The organism is Psychromicrobium lacuslunae (assembly GCF_000950575.1).
GTDB lineage: Bacteria > Actinomycetota > Actinomycetes > Actinomycetales > Micrococcaceae > Renibacterium > Renibacterium lacuslunae.
In genome coordinates this window covers 657,510-674,242 of record NZ_CP011005.1, presented here as the reverse complement: position 1 = coordinate 674,242, position 16,733 = coordinate 657,510, and the positions used below count along the sequence as shown (strand labels likewise).

Annotated in this window: 14 protein-coding genes; 8 read left to right on the top strand and 6 right to left on the bottom strand. The window is 59.0% G+C overall.

Going from position 1 to position 16,733, the window contains the following annotated elements:
- The first annotated feature begins 2 nt into the window (after positions 1-2).
- On the top strand, positions 3-1,778 hold the full coding sequence (locus tag UM93_RS03075) for a M14 family zinc carboxypeptidase (RefSeq protein ID WP_045073588.1): 1,776 nt from the start codon (positions 3-5) through the stop codon (positions 1,776-1,778).
- A 163-nt stretch (positions 1,779-1,941) separates the two neighbouring features.
- Entirely contained in the window at positions 1,942-2,292 is a 351-nt protein-coding gene (locus tag UM93_RS03070; protein ID WP_045073587.1) for a hypothetical protein, read from the top strand.
- Positions 2,293-2,329: 37 nt separating this feature from the next.
- Here the strand turns inward: UM93_RS03070 and UM93_RS03065 are convergent, their stop codons facing one another.
- Positions 2,330-2,674: a VOC family protein gene (locus tag UM93_RS03065; RefSeq protein WP_045073585.1), complete on the bottom strand. Its 345-nt coding sequence runs from the start codon at positions 2,672-2,674 to the stop codon at positions 2,330-2,332.
- A 77-nt stretch (positions 2,675-2,751) separates the two neighbouring features.
- On the opposite strand from UM93_RS03065, the gene UM93_RS03060 reads away from it, so the two are divergent.
- Positions 2,752-3,180 carry an OsmC family protein gene (locus UM93_RS03060; protein ID WP_045073583.1) on the top strand — a complete coding sequence of 143 codons (429 nt, stop codon included), beginning with the start codon at positions 2,752-2,754 and terminating at the stop codon, positions 3,178-3,180.
- A gap of 104 nt (positions 3,181-3,284) precedes the next feature.
- On the opposite strand, the gene UM93_RS03055 is transcribed toward UM93_RS03060, so the two are convergent.
- Positions 3,285-6,809 carry a S41 family peptidase gene (locus tag UM93_RS03055; protein WP_045073582.1) on the bottom strand — a complete coding sequence of 1,175 codons (3,525 nt, stop codon included), beginning with the start codon at positions 6,807-6,809 and terminating at the stop codon, positions 3,285-3,287.
- A 60-nt stretch (positions 6,810-6,869) separates the two neighbouring features.
- Between UM93_RS03055 and UM93_RS03050 the strand changes: the two genes are divergently transcribed.
- A complete protein-coding gene (locus UM93_RS03050; RefSeq protein ID WP_045073581.1) occupies positions 6,870-7,772 on the top strand; it encodes a TIGR01777 family oxidoreductase in 903 nt (300 codons plus the stop codon).
- A 4-nt stretch (positions 7,773-7,776) separates the two neighbouring features.
- On the opposite strand, the gene UM93_RS03045 is transcribed toward UM93_RS03050, so the two are convergent.
- Positions 7,777-9,372, bottom strand: coding sequence for a serine/threonine protein kinase (locus tag UM93_RS03045; protein WP_045073579.1), 1,596 nt, complete (start codon positions 9,370-9,372; stop codon positions 7,777-7,779).
- 92 nt (positions 9,373-9,464) lie between these two features.
- Between UM93_RS03045 and lipB the strand changes: the two genes are divergently transcribed.
- From lipB to UM93_RS03030, 3 genes are all read left to right on the top strand, one after another.
- Positions 9,465-10,166 (top strand): lipoyl(octanoyl) transferase LipB, encoded by a 702-nt coding sequence (gene lipB / locus UM93_RS03040; RefSeq protein ID WP_045073578.1) that lies wholly within the window; start codon positions 9,465-9,467, stop codon positions 10,164-10,166.
- Positions 10,163-11,173 (top strand): lipoyl synthase, encoded by a 1,011-nt coding sequence (lipA, locus tag UM93_RS03035; protein ID WP_045073576.1) that lies wholly within the window; start codon positions 10,163-10,165, stop codon positions 11,171-11,173. The genes lipB and lipA overlap by 4 nt, the downstream gene beginning before the upstream one ends.
- Positions 11,174-11,363: 190 nt before the next feature.
- Positions 11,364-12,125, top strand: a complete 762-nt coding sequence (locus UM93_RS03030) for a DUF4191 domain-containing protein (protein ID WP_045073575.1) — start codon at positions 11,364-11,366, stop codon at positions 12,123-12,125.
- Between the two features lie 138 nt (positions 12,126-12,263).
- On the opposite strand, the gene UM93_RS03025 is transcribed toward UM93_RS03030, so the two are convergent.
- Positions 12,264-12,722 carry an RDD family protein gene (locus tag UM93_RS03025; RefSeq protein ID WP_045073573.1) on the bottom strand — a complete coding sequence of 153 codons (459 nt, stop codon included), beginning with the start codon at positions 12,720-12,722 and terminating at the stop codon, positions 12,264-12,266.
- 210 nt (positions 12,723-12,932) lie between these two features.
- Between UM93_RS03025 and glnA the strand changes: the two genes are divergently transcribed.
- Positions 12,933-14,357: a type I glutamate--ammonia ligase gene (gene glnA, locus UM93_RS03020; RefSeq protein ID WP_045073572.1), complete on the top strand. Its 1,425-nt coding sequence runs from the start codon at positions 12,933-12,935 to the stop codon at positions 14,355-14,357.
- Between the two features lie 108 nt (positions 14,358-14,465).
- Here glnA and UM93_RS03015 read toward each other — a convergent pair whose 3' ends face one another.
- Both UM93_RS03015 and UM93_RS03010 read right to left on the bottom strand, forming a co-directional pair.
- Positions 14,466-15,515, bottom strand: coding sequence for a hypothetical protein (locus UM93_RS03015; protein ID WP_052663566.1), 1,050 nt, complete (start codon positions 15,513-15,515; stop codon positions 14,466-14,468).
- A gap of 217 nt (positions 15,516-15,732) precedes the next feature.
- Positions 15,733-16,695, bottom strand: a complete 963-nt coding sequence (locus UM93_RS03010; protein ID WP_157874082.1) for a MetQ/NlpA family ABC transporter substrate-binding protein — start codon at positions 16,693-16,695, stop codon at positions 15,733-15,735.
- Positions 16,696-16,733: the final 38 nt, after the last annotated feature.

The following is a 16,733-nucleotide window of genomic DNA, read 5'->3' as shown; positions in this document are numbered from 1 at the left end:
CCATGAAAAAATTACCTCTCCAATTGCTCGCCACCGCAGCAACCCTGACGGTCGGTTTGAGCGCAATGGGCTCGGCGGTCGCCACCGAGAAAACCCTCGCACCGACTAACTCGGACACAGTGGTTCAGAACATCGAATTCCGCGCGGACCTATCTTCAGCCACCGTCAAGGCAGCCCTGCAAGGCTACGATGTTGAGCAACTTTCAAATCACACCGGATCGTTGCTCGGCACCCATCAAACTGCTCAAAAACTTGCCGCCAAAGGCATCGTGATCACCAAGGAAAGCCCCTACGGTAGCGACTTTTCCGCGGCTCCGGAAGCCGCAGCAACACCCTCACCGCTACCGAATCGAGTCAAAAACAATAGCTACGAGACCTACTTCGGCGGCTACAAAACCATCGCCGCTTATCAAAAACTGGCAACTGACATTGCCGCGGCCTACCCGGAGTTCGCCCAATACGTCGATTACGGTGACTCTTGGCAAAAAGCCAAGGGCCAGACCGGGCACGATCTGTTCGCATTACGAATCACTGCCAATGCCCAGCAGAGCAGCGACTGGCAGAATAACACTAACCACAAGCCGCGCTTCGTTTTCAGTGGACAAATTCACGCTCGTGAAATCATCGGCAGCGAGTTCGTTTCCCGATTTACCGCCGATATTCTCAATGGCTACGGCACCGATCCGGAAGCCACTGCACTGCTCGACTCGACCGAAGTTTGGGTGGTTTTTGGCTCCAATCCGGACGGCATCGCCACGGTAGAAAAGGGGCTCAAAACCGCCGCCACCACCTCAAGCGGCGACGGCAACCCAGCGGCCAATAACACCGCCTGGCAGCGCAAGAATATGGACACTGACGGCTACACCGGCGGTAGCAGCGACTACACCAGCAGCCAGCCTGGCGTCGACTTGAACCGCAACTGGCTGACCGGCTGGGGCGGCCAAGGGACCTCCACTGATCCCTCTGATCAGTCCTACCGCGGTAAGAGCGCATTGTCCGAACCAGAATCGAAGCAGCAAGCAGACTTCTTCACCCAGTTGTTCGGCAAGCACCCGGTCAGTAATAGCAGTCCAGCGCCTAGCACTACCCAGGGCACAGTGCTCAATCTGCATAGCTACTCAAACTTGGTGATCTACCCCTACGCCTATGACAACACGGTGATCCCGCCGAACATCGCGGCTATTAAAAACCTAGGCTTCCGGCAGAGTTTCTACAATAACTTCGCCACCGGTGCGGCTGGCGATGTGATTTACAACGCAGCGGGCGGAGATATCGACACTATCTACCAGCAGAACGGCGTGCCCGCCTACACCTGGGAAATTGGCACCTCGAGCCAGGGTGGCTTCTTCCCCGCTTTCTCGCGCACTGAAGGACTCTACAACAAGTACCGGGGCGGCATCTTCTATACCGCCAACGCTGCTGCGGCACCGTATAAAACTCCCGCAGGGCCAACCGTGACCACCCTCACCGCCACCCGCAATGGCGATAAGTCGGTGTCGATCAAGGCAACCGCCAATGACAACGCTTTCGGTACCAACCCTTCGAACAGCAAGCCCAGCGCGCAGAACGTTACCGCCGCTGAATACTCGATCGGTACCTTACCCGCGGCTGCAGGCAACGGTACCTCGCTCAGCCTCACCGACGGCACTGCGAACTCGACGACCGAATCATTCAATGGCACCACCGCTGCACTTGCCGATGGCAAGCAAACCATTTTCGTGCGCACCAAGGACGCTGATGGAAACTGGGGGCCGGCGAAGGCGATCTTCGTCTCGTAGCTCCGAGGCACGCACTCAGCTGACGCTATAGCGTGGTGGGCTAGTCACTCCATGACTAGCCCACCACCCTATTTTTGCTCAGCCCAGCGAATAATCATCAAAAGCAATCAATTTTATGGACGACCTGTCACCAAAAACCTTCTACGTACCGTAGAATAATCACATGGACTTCCTCAAATATTTGCTGATTTTCCTTCACATCCTCGGCGCCGCGGCCGTCGTCGGAGGCTGGTTCGCCACCTTCAAAAAGCCCACTGTGCTGCCGATCCAGCTCTGGGGCGCGATTGCCCAACTAGTTACCGGCCTAGCCTTAGTAGGCCTCGCCGGAGCCAACCACGACCCACTGAACTACATTAAAATCACCGTTAAGCTGGTGATTGCCTTGCTCGTGGCGGTGCCCGCGATTATTGGCTACCGCAAAGCGAAGAAGGGTGAACCGGTCTCGACCGGTCTGGCTCATGCCGTCGGCGGCATGGCCCTGATCAACATCGGCGTGGCAACGCTCTGGCACTAAAGCCTCTTGTCCAAGCGACGCTTCGGTCAAAAGTTAGTCATTCGGCCGCTGAAATACAAAATTCGTTGCCTTCCGGGTCGGCCAAGACCACCCAGTGAAATGATCCGGCCCAATGATCCTCCAACTGGCTCGCGCCCAAGCTCAGGGCGCGGGCCAGCTCTGCTTCCGGATCCTCGCTAGTGAGGTCCAAATGCAGGCGGCGACGCCCTTCAGTGGGCTGATCGATCTGCTGGAATGCTAAGCGAGTTTGGCCTTCGGTCGGCTTCAGCCAGATAAATCCCTCGTGTTCGAAAGCCACGTCGGTTTCTAAGAACTCAGACCAGAACTCGGCGAGGCGTTGCGGCTGATGAGCATTCACCGTGATGGAGGAAAGTTTGACCATAGCGACATGGTAGCAAGCGACGGATTCTGCCTAGGATGGTTCAGTAGCAGAATCCCCCACTCAAGGAGAGCAGCATTATGGCGACAGTTCGTTCAGCACATACCGTTTGGCAGGGAAATCTCCCCACCGGCAGTGGCCAGGTCACTCTGGATAGCTCCGGCTTAGGCACCTATGACGTGACCTGGAAGGCCCGGGCCGAACAAGCAGAGGGCAAGACCAGCCCGGAGGAATTGATCGCAGCAGCTCACTCCGCCTGCTTCTCAATGGCTTTTAGCCATGCGCTCGGCGAAGAGGGAAAAACTCCGGAGACCGTGAACACCTCGGCAGACGTCACCTTCCAGCCCGGCGAGGGAATCACCGGAATTAAGCTCACTTTGCGGGCCAAGGTACCCGGTCTGAGCGAAGAAGATTTCCAGCGCATCGCTGAGGGGGCTAAGACCGGTTGCCCGGTTTCTGCTGCTCTCACCGGCACCACCATCACTCTGGAAGCAAGTTTAGAAGCCTAGTCAGCTGGCCGCTCGCTCGGCTGAGGGGCCGAGTTGGCGTTACTGGTAGTAACTAGCCGTGGAGCCGTCCCCCTCAAGGGGACGGCTCCACGGCTACCTCAGGGCTAATCGGCCTGCGGACGCGGCGGCAGACTGCCCGGTTTGAGATTGCGATACCCGGCATGCTCGGGAGCACGATCGGTGGGGATTTCGCTCAGCATCTCGCTCAGCACACCAAGACCGTACTCCAGTTGCGGGTCTTCGCCCGCCCCATAGGCGTGCGGCGGGAAGGTCACCTCGATATCCGGATCGACACCGTAGTTTTCCACGCCCCAACCGACACCACCGGTGAACCAGAAGGCGTAGCGAGGCTGGGTGACTCCGGTGCCATCGGCTAGCTCGAAGCGGCCGTCGATGCCGACCACGCCACCCCAAGTTCTGGTACCGATCACTGGGCCGATGCCGCGTAGCTTGGAGACCTGAGTGATGATATCGCCGTCCGAACCAGCGAACTCGTCGGTCAAGATGACCACCGGGCCACGCGGAGCATGCGCCGGATAGGTGGTGTCCTGCACGCCTCGTGCCCGGTTCCAGGCGGTAACTTTCCGCCCGATCAACTCGGCGACCAATTGCGAGGTGTGACCACCACGGTTGTGTCGAACGTCGACGATCAACGCGTCGAGGCCGGTCTCGCTATCCAGATCGCGGTGCAGCTGAGCCCAGCCGACCGCCATCATATCCGGCACGTGTAAGTAGCCGAATCGTCCTTCGGAAGCCTGCCGCACCAGTTTCCGGTTCCTCGCCACCCAATCCTGATAGCGCAATCTACCTTCGTCCTTGATCGGCACAATGGCCACTCGGCGGCTTTCACCGACGGCACCCGGATGCCCCTCACCGTTGACAACCGTGAGTTCAACAACCTTTTCGGCAGTGCCCGCCAAGAGCGGCTCAGGACCGGACTGCTGTATGGGAGTGCCATTAATGGCAAGCAGTAGGTCACCGACCCGAACATTGCTGCCCGGCGCAGTGAGCGGCGAGCGAGCCTGCGCATCCGAGGACTCGCCCGGCAGGATGCTCTGCACCTGCCAGCCCTGGGGGGTGTGGCTAAGGGTGGCGCCCAGCCGCCCTTGAGCGGCGCTGCCAGGCTCGCTCGTCGCCTCAGCCCGCACATAGGCGTGCGAGGTACCAAGTTCACCGTGCATTTCCCAGAGCAGATCGACCAGATCATCGTAGCTACCCAAACGCTCGACAATTGGCCGGTAAGTATCGTAAACGCCAGTCCAGTCGAGCCCGGCCAGATCCTCGGTCCAGAAGAAATCTCGTTGTAAGCGCCAGGCCTCATCAAAGGCCTGCCCCCAGACCTTGACCGGGTCCAGCTGTACCCGGACCCGGCTGAGGTCAACCGAGACTTTGTCCTGCGACTTCTCTTCGGCCTTCTTATCGCTGGGGACCACCGTGACTTTGCCGGCCTTAATGACCACAATGCGTTTACCATCTCCGCTGAGTAGATAGCTGTCGAGATCGTCCACCAGTACGCTGACCTCGCGGCTATCGAAGGCAAACCGCTCCAGCCGCTTCGCACCAGCGTCGTCGGAAATGCTAGCCCGACCGTCACCGGTTTCGCCTTCTAAGTCTCGGTTGAGCCAGAGCAAGGCCCCTTCGACGGAACGCAACTCATCGTAATTGCCCTGCGCTACCGGAACCGCGATCAGCCGATCAGCAATCCCCTCGGGGTCAACTACGAGCTGAACCGCCCCGTCTTTGCCCTTATCTGTTGCTGACTCATCGTCAGCGGCGGGTTCCCCAACCACCGGCGTACCATCAGCGGATGGCCCGAAGGGTGAGGGTGTGGTTGCCGCGAGCGCCAGCAAATAAGGCTTAATCGCGCTGGGGAAGGCCAGGTCAAAGCTTTGAGTGTCATAGACCGGATCGAAGCTGCGCCGGGAGAGGAAGGAAACAAACTTACCGTCCGGGGTGAAGCTGGCAGAGAAATCGCTAAATCGACCGTCAGTGAGATCGAGAATGGCTTGCTCAGCGGCTTCCACAGCAGCCAGCCGCAGCTTGCTCCGCCCTGAGTCGGCTCCGGTGTACTCGGACCAGAGCAACCATTTAGAGTCCGGGCTGAAACTGATTTCATGCACATTGGCCGCACTGCTATTCGACAGTTCCCGCAGCTCAGCAGTCTCCAGGTTCAGCAGATACACCACGCCATATTCCGTGCCGACCGCGGCAAAGCGCCCGTCGGGGCTAGTCTCCAGGGCGGCTACCCGGGTCCGAGCCGGAAAATCAAACCGTTGCTCAGCGCTGTCATCGGCAGATGTCAGCTCAACTGAAGCTTTCGCCGCTTGCGCAGCCGACTGAACGTCACTAGCCACGCCAGCTGCCTGCTGATCAGCGATCGGCTGGCTAACGGAGTTCGCTTTGGCGCCTCGATCAATTGAAGAGATCGCGGACACTGGCTTAGGCAAGTCACCCGATTCTTCGCTCGGCTGATCTTTATTCGATTGCCCTGGATCGGCGGGGGTCGGATTGGCTACTTGCTGCTTCGAAACCGCCGCGGGTAGCAACGGCTTGAGGTAAAGCGCTTCCTCGCCGCCGTGATCTGCCAGGTAGATGACCCGATCCGCGCCGAGCAGCCGCGGTAACCGGGCACGGACTCCCGGCACCGAAACGATGCTGCGCGAAGGACCATCACGATGGGTCAGCAGATGAACCGTGCCATGGGTCTCTAATAGGCTGGCGCGACCGGTGGCATCCGGTCGAACCTCGTTGAGGTGCTTTGAAACATTGAGCGGCCGCTTGCGCCGCCCAGTTGAAGCGGAACCAAGGGTGATCGAGAGCTGTACCGGTTCGGCGTCGAGCCCGTCCAGGAGGAAGAGGTTTCCGGCGGACTCGTAGACAACTCGCTCGCCATCGGTGGCAGCGTGACGGACATAGAACCCTTCGTGATCGGTATGCCGCCGCAGCTTCTTGCCGTTCGGCTTCACCGAGTAGAGATTGCCGTAGCCCTCGTGATCGGAAAGGAAAGCGATTCGGTCGCCGATCCACATCGGATCAACCAGGTTTCCATCCAGTTCCGGCACCAGCCGGGAGAATTCACCTGAACCGTCGCGGTCAATCCACAACTTCCCGGCGGTACCGCCTCGGTAGCGTTTCCACCAGGCTGGCTCCCGTGAATACACCGAAGAGAGCACTACTGGTTTCTCATCCCCCACCACCGGCCCATAGGCGACGGTGTCGACCGGACCGTACGGTAAGACCCGGCGCGAGCCGTCAAGCGGGGAAACCGCGTAACCAAAAGTATGCGAAGAGTGTGGCTGCTCGAAGGAGCTAGCCACCATCGCCGAGCCGTCCGGGGTAAAGCCACGGAACTTAGTGCTCAGGCTGCCGAACCAGGTGTGCTGCCTGAAATCACCGCCATCAACAGCGGCGCTTACCAGTTCGGGGGCGGTGCCCTGCACCACTGTCCAGAACAACCGGGAACCATCCGGCGAGAAACGCGGATTCTTCGCCGGTAGACCTAGGGAAGAAACTCGCCAGGCACGTCCACCGCTCAACGGGGCAACCCAGACATCATCCTCGGCGACGAAAGTCAGTAAATCGCCATGCAGATGAGGGAAACGAAGATATTGGGAGTTCTCAGCACTCATGAATCGATCTTAGTCACACCGGCTGACGGCGGGACAATAGACAAAGTGGTGAAATAGAGAATGCGAGTTTTAATCTCAGGTGCATCTGGAATGCTAGGCAGTGCGCTCAGCCAGGCACTCACCCTACGCGGCGATCAAGTGATTGCCCTGGTCAGACGGGAGGCGCAGCACGCCGCCGAGATTTCTTGGGACCCGGCCGCGGGGGTCCTCGACCCGGCAGCATTGACCGGGATCGACGCGGTGGTGAATCTCTCCGGTGCCCCGCTGATTCAGATTCCACGGCGCTGGACACGAAGTTATATTGAGGAGCTTTACGCCTCTCGGATCGGACCCACCCGTACCCTGGCCGCGGCGATCGCCAGTGTCGATGAGCCGCCTAAGGTGTTGATCAGTCAGTCCGGCGCTGGATATTACGGTTCGCACGAAAGCAGCGTCTATGACGAGTCAGGCCCACAAGGCGAGGGGGTTTTGGCTGATCTTTGCGGGCTCTGGGAGGCAGCAACGGCTCAGGCTAGCGATGTCACCCGAGTAACCAGGATGCGTACCGGGGTGGTGCTCGGCCCGCGCGGTGGAGCGCTGGCTAAACTGCTCGTGCCACTCAAATGGGGCGTTGGCGGAAATCTTGGCTCTGGCGAGCAATACTGGCCCTGGATCTCGCAGCCCGATCTGGTAGCCGCGATAGTGTTTCTGCTGGATCAACGGCTCGACGGAGCAGTGAACCTGGTGGCACCGGAACTGGGCACCGTGGCTCAACTGGTTGAGGAGTTAGCCCGAGCCCTCCATCGGCCACACTTCTTCTCCGTTCCGGCTCCGCTGCTAGAACTCGGTCTGAGTAAGGCAGCAGCCCGGGAGGTATTGCTGACCAGTACTAAAACACGCCCAGCAGTGCTCCTGGAGCAAGGCTTCAATTTCCAGCACCCTGAGCTGCGTTCCGCGAGTGAATGGGTAGTTTCCCAGCTCTGAAGCTCTAGATCGAGTGAATTTCTGAAATCAACCAATGGGCGCGATGGGCTACCAAGAGGAAGCGTAGCGTCTGCTCTTGCGCGGTGTTATGGCGGATTACCCGGCCAGCAACGGCCCGCACTGAGTAGGGGCTGAAACGTACTTTGGCGGTAATGATCAGTTGCCCCACGGCGTTGTGCTGCTGTGCCAGGGTGGTCGTTGAGATGGAGAAGCCGTCGAGCAGCTGGCGCTGTTGAAGTAGCGCAGCCAGGCTCAGTCGGTCGTTCTGTAACGCCACCGAGCCGGGCGCGTCAATATCGTCGAGCAGCTTGAGTTGCCCGCTTCGAAATGCCTCCGCACGCAGGCGGCACAGTGCTGCGAGCAGCTCGGCGGGAGACTGCGCCGAGGCCGAAGGCACCAGCAGTTTTGCATCGGAACCCCCGGTATCGACCCCGAGCTGCGGTCTTGGTACTGCTTTTTGTTGAGTGTTCTGCGCTGCTCCAGGCTCAGAGTGAGCAGCTCGAGCGGCTGTTGTCGCGGCGTCCTCGCCGACGCCATGCGACAGTCCGAACAGCAGCACGAAAACCAGCATCACACTGCTCAACAGCTGAGCGAACGGGCGAAGCAACACCCGACCTCCGCGGAAAGAAAGCCACCAGCCAGCGGCTCGGCTGCCGGGAAACCGAAAACGCCACGGCCCGGTTCGGCTCGGCTGTTCCGCAATCGATACCTGCTTCGACCACGCTGACCGGCGTACCCGACGCCTGGTCAGTAGCTGCGGCAGCACGCTGGGGTGCACTGCGGCGATCAGATCGACCGGCAGTGCAGCAGCAGTGGCAAAGATTTCACTGGCCAGGTTTGCCGCATCGGGTCGCAGTGCGGGTTCGGCGGCCAGACCGGAGCGTAAAGCTTCAGCTAAACGGGCTGGCACGTTTGACGGAAGTGCCGCTAGTCGACGACGTTGCCCTGGAGACTGACCGCTCAGACACCACCAGCCCAGCGCACTGAGCGCATAGACATCGGCCGCTGCGGGTTCAAATAATGTCTGACGCCGCACCGGGTCAATAAATCCCTCGGTGCCCTCCCGGGGTAGCTGCGACCGCTCGCCTCGCCAATGCGCCAAGCCCAGATCGGCGAGGAGCGGCTCGCCGGTCACGGAGAATAAGATGTTGCCCGCCGAGATATCACCGTGCTGGATGCCGTGGCTATGCAGGTAGTCGAGTACCTGAAAGATCGGCGTCAGTATGGTGATCGTCTCACCAACGCTCAGCCGGTGCCGCACCGCCAGTAAATCAGCCAGCGAACCACCGGGAGCGTAATCCATCAGCAGCGCCGTCATACCCGACCAGTCGGCTGTGAGTTTGACCACATCATGAAGCCCGATCAGGTGCTTATGTTGAAAGTTCTTCAATACCCTCAGTTCACGACGTAAACCCGGATGCTGCCCGAACGAATGGCCAACCGCCATTGCTACCCCAGCGGCCGCGAAGCATTTCAAGGCGTATTGTTCGCCTCTTTTGGTGCTAACCAGCCAGACTTGAGCGCTTCCGCCCTGCCCCAGTTTCCGCTGCACATGCAACCCCTCGGCGCTTGGAGGCTGTGCTGGGTAGAGATTCTGCATGCCTCAGTGATACCCGATTTCCAGATCCCCTGCAGAAGTTATCCACAGGTAACAGATTTAGCTGTGCCGATTAACAGGTCTACGCTGGACGCATGACGCTTGAGTTCTCCGAGGTCGGGTTTGCGCCACATTTTGTGGACTATCAGCAGGCCTGGGATCTGCAGCAGAAAATCCACGATGATGTGGTGGCAGCTAAAGCCCCGAGTACCGTGCTGCTGCTTGAGCACGCAGCAGTCTATACCGCAGGTAAACGCACCGAAGATCACGAGCGCCCCTTTGATGGCACCCCGGTGGTCCCGGTTGATCGCGGCGGCAAGCTCACCTGGCACGGCCCCGGGCAATTAGTCGGCTACCCGATCCTGGCCTTGCGTGATCCACATGCCATTAGAGAGTACGTACACCTGATCGAGGATGTGCTGATCGCTGTACTCGCCGAATACGGTATCAACGGTCAACGGGTTGAGGGAAGGGCTGGCATCTGGTTGCTGGCCGATACCAAAGGACCCGATCGGAAAATCGCCGCAATCGGCATCCGAGTGCATAACGGAGTCACCATGCATGGCTTCGCCCTGAACGCTAATAATGACCTGGCACCGTATCAGCAGATCATCGCTTGCGGGATAACCGACGCCGGAACCACAACGATGAGCCAAGAACTCGGCCGCGAGATCACTCCAGCCGAACTGGCCCCCAAGATTCGCCGCGAACTTATCGCCCGAGAGGCGGAACTGATCGGCGCCGCTGATCCCGCCGCTGAAGCCCAACCAGCTGACAGAGAAGGAGTGCTCCAGTGACCCTGGCACCCGAAGGCCGCAAGATGCTCCGTGTTGAGGCCCGCAATGCGCAAACCCCGGTGGAACGCAAGCCCGAATGGATCAAGGCCAAAGTTAATATGGGCCCGGAATACGTCGGGATGAAGAACCTGGTGAAGAAAGAGGGGCTGCACACCGTCTGCGAAGAGGCAGGCTGTCCCAATATCTTCGAATGCTGGGAGGATCGTGAGGCGACCTTCCTGATCGGCGGTGCACAGTGCACCCGACGCTGCGACTTCTGCCAGATTGACTCCGGGAAGCCCTCGCCGCTAGACCGTTTCGAACCGACCAAGGTAGCCCGCAGCGTGGTCAAGATGAATCTGCGCTACGCCACCGTCACCGGCGTAGCGCGCGACGACCTGGAGGACGAAGGCGTCTGGCTCTACGCCGAGACGATTCGCAAGATCCACGAGCTCAACCCGGGCACTGGCGTTGAAATCCTGATCCCAGACTTCTCCGGTAAACCGGAGAACATTCAGGCGATCTGCGAGGCCCAGCCTGAGGTCTTCGCACACAATGTCGAGACGGTGCCCAGGATCTTCAAGCGGATTCGTCCGGCCTTCCGTTACGAGCGCTCAATGGACGTCATCACCCAGGGGCATGACCTCGGCATGGTTACCAAGTCCAATCTGATCCTTGGCATGGGTGAGACCCGCGAAGAGATCTCCGAAGCTTTGCGGGACTTGCACGAGGCCAAGTGCGATCTGATCACCATCACCCAGTATTTGCGGCCCAGTGAACGTCATTTGCCGGTGGACCGCTGGGTCAAGCCGCAGGAGTTCCTGGAACTGCGCGATGAAGCCGAAGAGCTGGGTTTCCTCGGTGTTATGAGCGGGCCCTTAGTGCGTTCCTCCTACCGGGCTGGCCGACTGTGGGCCACCGCAATGCGCAAGAAGGGCCGCGAAATCCCGGCCGAATTGGCGCATATTGCTGAGGGCATCGAAGATTCCGGCCATACCCGCCAGGAAGCCGCTTCACTGGTCGGCTAGTCTTTTGCTTCGCTGTTCAAGGTGCTGCTCAAGATGACGTTCAAAATTCGGGATAGCCCGTTAATACATCGTGGGGCTATCCGGAACTCTTTGGACTACTGCGAACCCCCGCAAGGCCAGATTTCGCTCTGCGAGAGCGGCGCGCAGCTCGGCGCCGAGGACGCAATTGAACGGATAGAATATAGGCACTATGGCCAAAACCTCTGATTCTGCGAGTAACGCTCCCAAAGAGCGCCGCAATTTGTTCTCCCGCAAACCGAAGACTCCAAAGCCGGACAAGCAACCCGGTCGGATGAAGCAAATGCTGGACGTCTTCAAGATGACCAGGCGCTATGACCCATCGGTGGTCTGGCTGATGCTACTGGTCTTCCTGGGCGTTATTGCGCTGGCCCTGATTATTTCGTTCTTCTTTTTCAACAACAACTGGATCACCGCGCTCATCCTCGGCATTCCGCTCGGCTTGCTGGGTGCCCTGTTAATCCTTTCCCGTCGAGCGGAGAGGGCTGCCTTCTCGCAAATCGAAGGTAAGCCCGGGGCGTCGGGCGCGGCGTTGAATACCCTTCGCCGTGGCTGGGTGATTGAAGAACAACCGGTCGCCGTCAATCCGCGCAGCCAGGACGCGGTCTTCCGGGCGGTTGGCCGCCCTGGCGTCGTACTGGTGACCGAGGGAGCCCCGCACCGAGTGCGCACCCTGGTGGAGGCGGAACGCAAGAAGCTGGGCCGGATCCTGCCCAATGTTTCCGTTCATGTTATTCAGTCCGGCCGGGAAGAGGGCCAGGTTGAACTGAGCAAGGTCGCCAAACAGGTCAAGAAGCTCAAGAATGAGCTGACCAAGGCCGAGGTCAATGCGGTCAGCAAGCGCATCGCTTCGCTGGGCGGGAAATTGCCAATCCCGAAAGGCGTCGACCCCTATAAGGCTCGACCCGACCGCAAAGCAGCCCGCGGGCGCTAAATCCGCGACTGAGGTTCTTGATATTGCTGCCCACTGAATCTGCCGATTCGGTGGGCAGCGTCGTCCCTGCCCGTTCAAGCTTCAAGCACAGTTCGCTGGCCGAGAAACAGTGAGCTAACTCATCAGGGAGCCGACCTGCTAGCCTCTGCGCACCAAAATGGTGTTCATCGCCTTATCGTGCAGGCCGCGGTGGTCTGGATCGGTAATCACGGCCGGAATGAGCAAACACAGCAAAAGCCCGCGGACGACGCCGGCCAGCAAGCCCGCAGCAGCAAATTCGGTTGTCCCTGCACGAGCCTGCCGCACCACGTGAATATTCACGATCCGATGCCCCACGCTATAGCCCAAAGTGCCCACCAAAACGATCTGCTCCACCAAGAAGATACCCAAAGTGGCCAGCGCGGCACCCTGAAACAGGAAATAGCCGATCAGCATGCACAGCGCCCAGTCGATGATGAGCGCAAGAATTCTTCGGCCGGCCCGCGCTATCGATCCGACTCCGGTTTCCGGCAGACCAAGCCGTTCTCCCGGGTATTTGGAGATGTGCGAAGTGTCCGGTCCGGACATCCAGGAGCCAAGGTCTTTACGATCTACCACCCTTCAAGGCTACCGGGAGCTTGGGTAGTTCTCATATCTGCTCCGCGGCGGCTGGCTGGGAACGCCGAAGAGCCAATCACGGCTGCGACCGTAACCTGCCGGAAACAATCACGATACCGCCGAGAAATCCGCTCTGACTATGCTGTTAACAGTTGGGATTGCTGCGCATCAGCAGATCCGGCCATTGCCTACGTGCTAAAAGGAGCATAGATGTTCAAGAATGCGGACGAAGTCCTCAAGTTCATCAAAGACGAAGATGTGAAGTTCGTCGATATTCGTTTTACCGACCTTCCCGGCGTGCAGCAGCACTTCAACGTTCCGGCGCAAAGCGTCGATGCTGACTTCTTTGTCAACGGACAGCTCTTCGACGGCTCATCGATCCGCGGCTTCCAAGGCATTCACGAATCAGATATGCAGCTCATTCCGGACGTCACCACGGCCTTTGTCGATACTTTCCGGATTGAGAAGACCCTCGCGCTGAACTTCTCCATCGTGAACCCACGAACCGGTGACCCTTACCATCGCGATCCGCGCAGCGTCGCGGAACGTGCTGAAGCGTACCTAGCTTCGACCGGCATTGCCGATACCGCATTCTTCGCGCCCGAAGCCGAGTTCTACGTTTTCGATAATGTGCAGTTCGAATCTTCGCCGCAGGGTTCCTTCTACAAGGTGGATTCCATTGAGGCGCCCTGGAACTCGGGCCGCAAGGAAGAGGGCGGCAACCTTGGTAACAAGACGCCGTTCAAGGGCGGTTACTTCCCGGTTGCTCCGGTTGACCACCAGGCTGATTTGCGTGATGCAATGTGTGTCGCCTTGGGTGAAGCTGGCCTTGAGGTGGAGCGTTCGCACCACGAAGTCGGTGCCGCTGGCCAGGCCGAAATCAACTACAAATTCTCAACCCTGGTCCACGCAGCTGATGACTTGCAGAAATTCAAGTACATCATTAAGAACACCGCCGCCGAATGGGGTAAGAGCGTCACTTTCATGCCCAAGCCGATCTTTGGCGACAACGGCTCCGGCATGCACTGCCACCAATCGCTGTGGAGCAATGGCGAACCGCTGTTCTACGACGAAAAGGGTTACGGCGGCCTGTCTGACCTGGCTCGCTGGTACATCGGCGGGGTGCTGAAGCATGCTTCGGCGATCCTGGCCTTCACCAACCCGACGGTGAACTCCTACCGACGCCTGGTCAAGGGTTTCGAGGCGCCGGTCAACATGGTCTACTCGCAGGGTAACCGCTCGGCCGGCATCCGGATTCCGATCACCGGCTCCAACCCGAAGGCTAAGCGGATCGAGTTCCGCGCCCCGGACCCCTCCTCCAACCCTTACCTGGCTTTCGCGGCTCAGCTGATGGCTGGCCTGGACGGCATCCGCAATCGGATCGAGCCACCCGCACCGATCGATAAGGACCTCTACGAGCTGCCGCCGGAAGAAGCCAAGGACATCCCCAAGGCTCCGGGTTCGCTCGAAGAAGCTTTGGACGCCCTGGAAGCCGATAACGAGTTCCTGCAGGCCGGCGGAGTCTTCCCGCAGGACTTGATCGACACCTGGATCGAGTACAAGCGGGAGAACGAGATCAAACCGCTTGCGCTGCGCCCGAACCCGTACGAGTTCGAGCTTTACTACGGGGTGTAGCCACTCAGCAGATAGCAGGCAGCCCGCAGAGTCACCGCTAGGCGACTCTGCGGGCTGCCTGCTATCCCGGCCCAGGCTGTGGCGTTAGTTGAGTCATCACACCGAAGGCTAGCCGCAGTCCGCCACACTCTGAGGATCGAGCGAGTTATCGGTGAGAATCTTTTCGACCGCCGCCGTGTTAGCCAGGCCAGCAGCTGGTCGGGCCTGATAGTACTCGCTGAAACAGCTCACTACCTTCCCGGTCATCAGCGAAATGGTTTTATCCCAGCTGCCGGCGTCTGGCCCAGCCCATAATTGCAGTAATGCAGCCGCCACCCGGCCCTGCACGGCAGCTCCCTGCTGCCACTCCGGATGACCGACCAGATCAATGTATTTGCCGTCATCGAAGACATAGCGGGTGTCGCCGAGAGCCCAGGCGGCCACCGCGTCAGCCCAGCCTTCGGTCCACGCACAGCTGGTCGAGGTTGCCTTGGCGTGAGTATGTTCCGCGCAATTTGTCACCACTGGAAAGCTACCGTTCAGCATTTCCTGCCAGGCATGACCCGCTTCATGGACAATGGTGTGTTTTGATCGGATGCTGTTGCTGCCGACCACGACATACTTGCTTCCGCTGTCAGGTCCGCGATAGTCCCAATAACCGGTGTCTTTGCCGCCCTCGTCCTTATCGTTATCGATGGCGCTCCCCCAGGCAAAAGTGAGCGGCTTGCATTGTCCGGGACTCTCAAAAGCCGCCCAACAGGCTGAGCTGCTATTGGCTCGCTTCGCCCATAATGAGGAAAGCGTATCGACAATTTTGAAGGCTGCGGCTTGATCCTCGGGTACTTCGAGAGCACCGAAGTTCTGCCCTTCGAGGTTGTGGTCATTGGTATAAGTTGTTGCGGCGGCGTCATTGGCCTTTACCGTCCGCCACAGCCCGGATCTCGCCGACTCAAATTGGACCTTTACCGCGCTGGAAGACAGTGAAGCGTCGAAACAGGCTTCGAACGCGGCACTGCTAGGGTCGGTAATCCCCTCGCCGAGCACTTCACCTGACGCTTTATTGAGCAGCTTCCAATTGATATTTCGCGCCAGAGATTTCGTGATCGGCAACGATTTCGGAGTGGTCTCCGGCGCTATCTGCTCGGCCGCGGCCTCGGCGTCTGGGTACGAGTACGACAAAGTCCCAGTAGCGCACTTCTTTGCCGTCTGCGGCGCCGTAGTGGAGCAGGCGGCTAGGGTTGCTCCACTGGCTAACACGAGGACCATAGATAGTGCCGCTAGCGGCCTTTGCTGGGCCCTCTGGGCAACCCTTTTCATCTGCGTTCTTTCATTCGGCGGCAACTGAAACTTTACCGTCCGGCAGCAAGGATCGCCGCCCCACTAACGACGGCCTCGCTTAGGAGAACTGCTTCTGCTGCTCAGCTAACACCGCTTTAAGTTCGCTCACCGGTACGTCGCTGCGGAAAACCGCATCCTGACCTTTCTCACTGTGGATGGCCTGTTTGATCTCATCCGACTGATAGATCTTAACCAGAGTTGCTATTGCGGGGTTATCGGCATCTTTGGCCTTGGCGACGAAGATATTAATGTACTGCTGCAGATCGTCACGTTCAGCCGACTCCTTGTAGATTTCTTGCTGTGCCGTGAGCTTGGCATTCGCCGCGAACTGGGAATCCACAAAAGCGATATCGACGCTGTCCAAGGATGCAGCGGTCTGGGTGGGATCGATTGGGGTGATCTTACCGATCCGCGACTTAGCGTAATCAACATCGGCCAAAGTAGCTTTCCAGCCAGGATCTCCCTTGAAGACGACCAGTCCAGCCTCCTTGAGCGCCAGTAAGGGGCGAACTTGATTGGCCGGGTTATTGCTCAACGCCACCTCGGCGCCCTGCGGTACCTCAGCGACCGATGACCACTTCTTCGAATAAAAACCAATCGGGTAGATCTCGCCGGAGCCTACCGGCACCAGGTCCTGCTTTTGTGAGGCATTGAATTGAGCTAGGTACCGAAGATGCTGGAACTTATTAACATCGATATCACCAGAAACCAATGCGGGGTTCGGTGTGCTGTAGTCAGTAAAGCTAACTAACTCGAGCTTCACGCCCTGTTCTTCGGCGCGCTGAGCGACTAGCTTCCAGTAAGCCGAGCCGGCATCGTCCACACCCAGCTTGACCGTTGCGGTGCTGGTTGAAGCAGGCTTATTGCCGCTGATCCAACTGGGGATCGCTATTGCCGCAGCGGCCACCACGACGACCACCCCGGCGGCAATGGTCAATTTTGGCCAAAGCTTTCGCTTCGGCTTGCTGGGTAAAACAGGGGCAGCTTTTTCTGGCTGCTGAGGAAGCTGGTGCTCTGACATTTCGTCCTTTTTCGGTACCGAGTGATTGCGTATCGCAC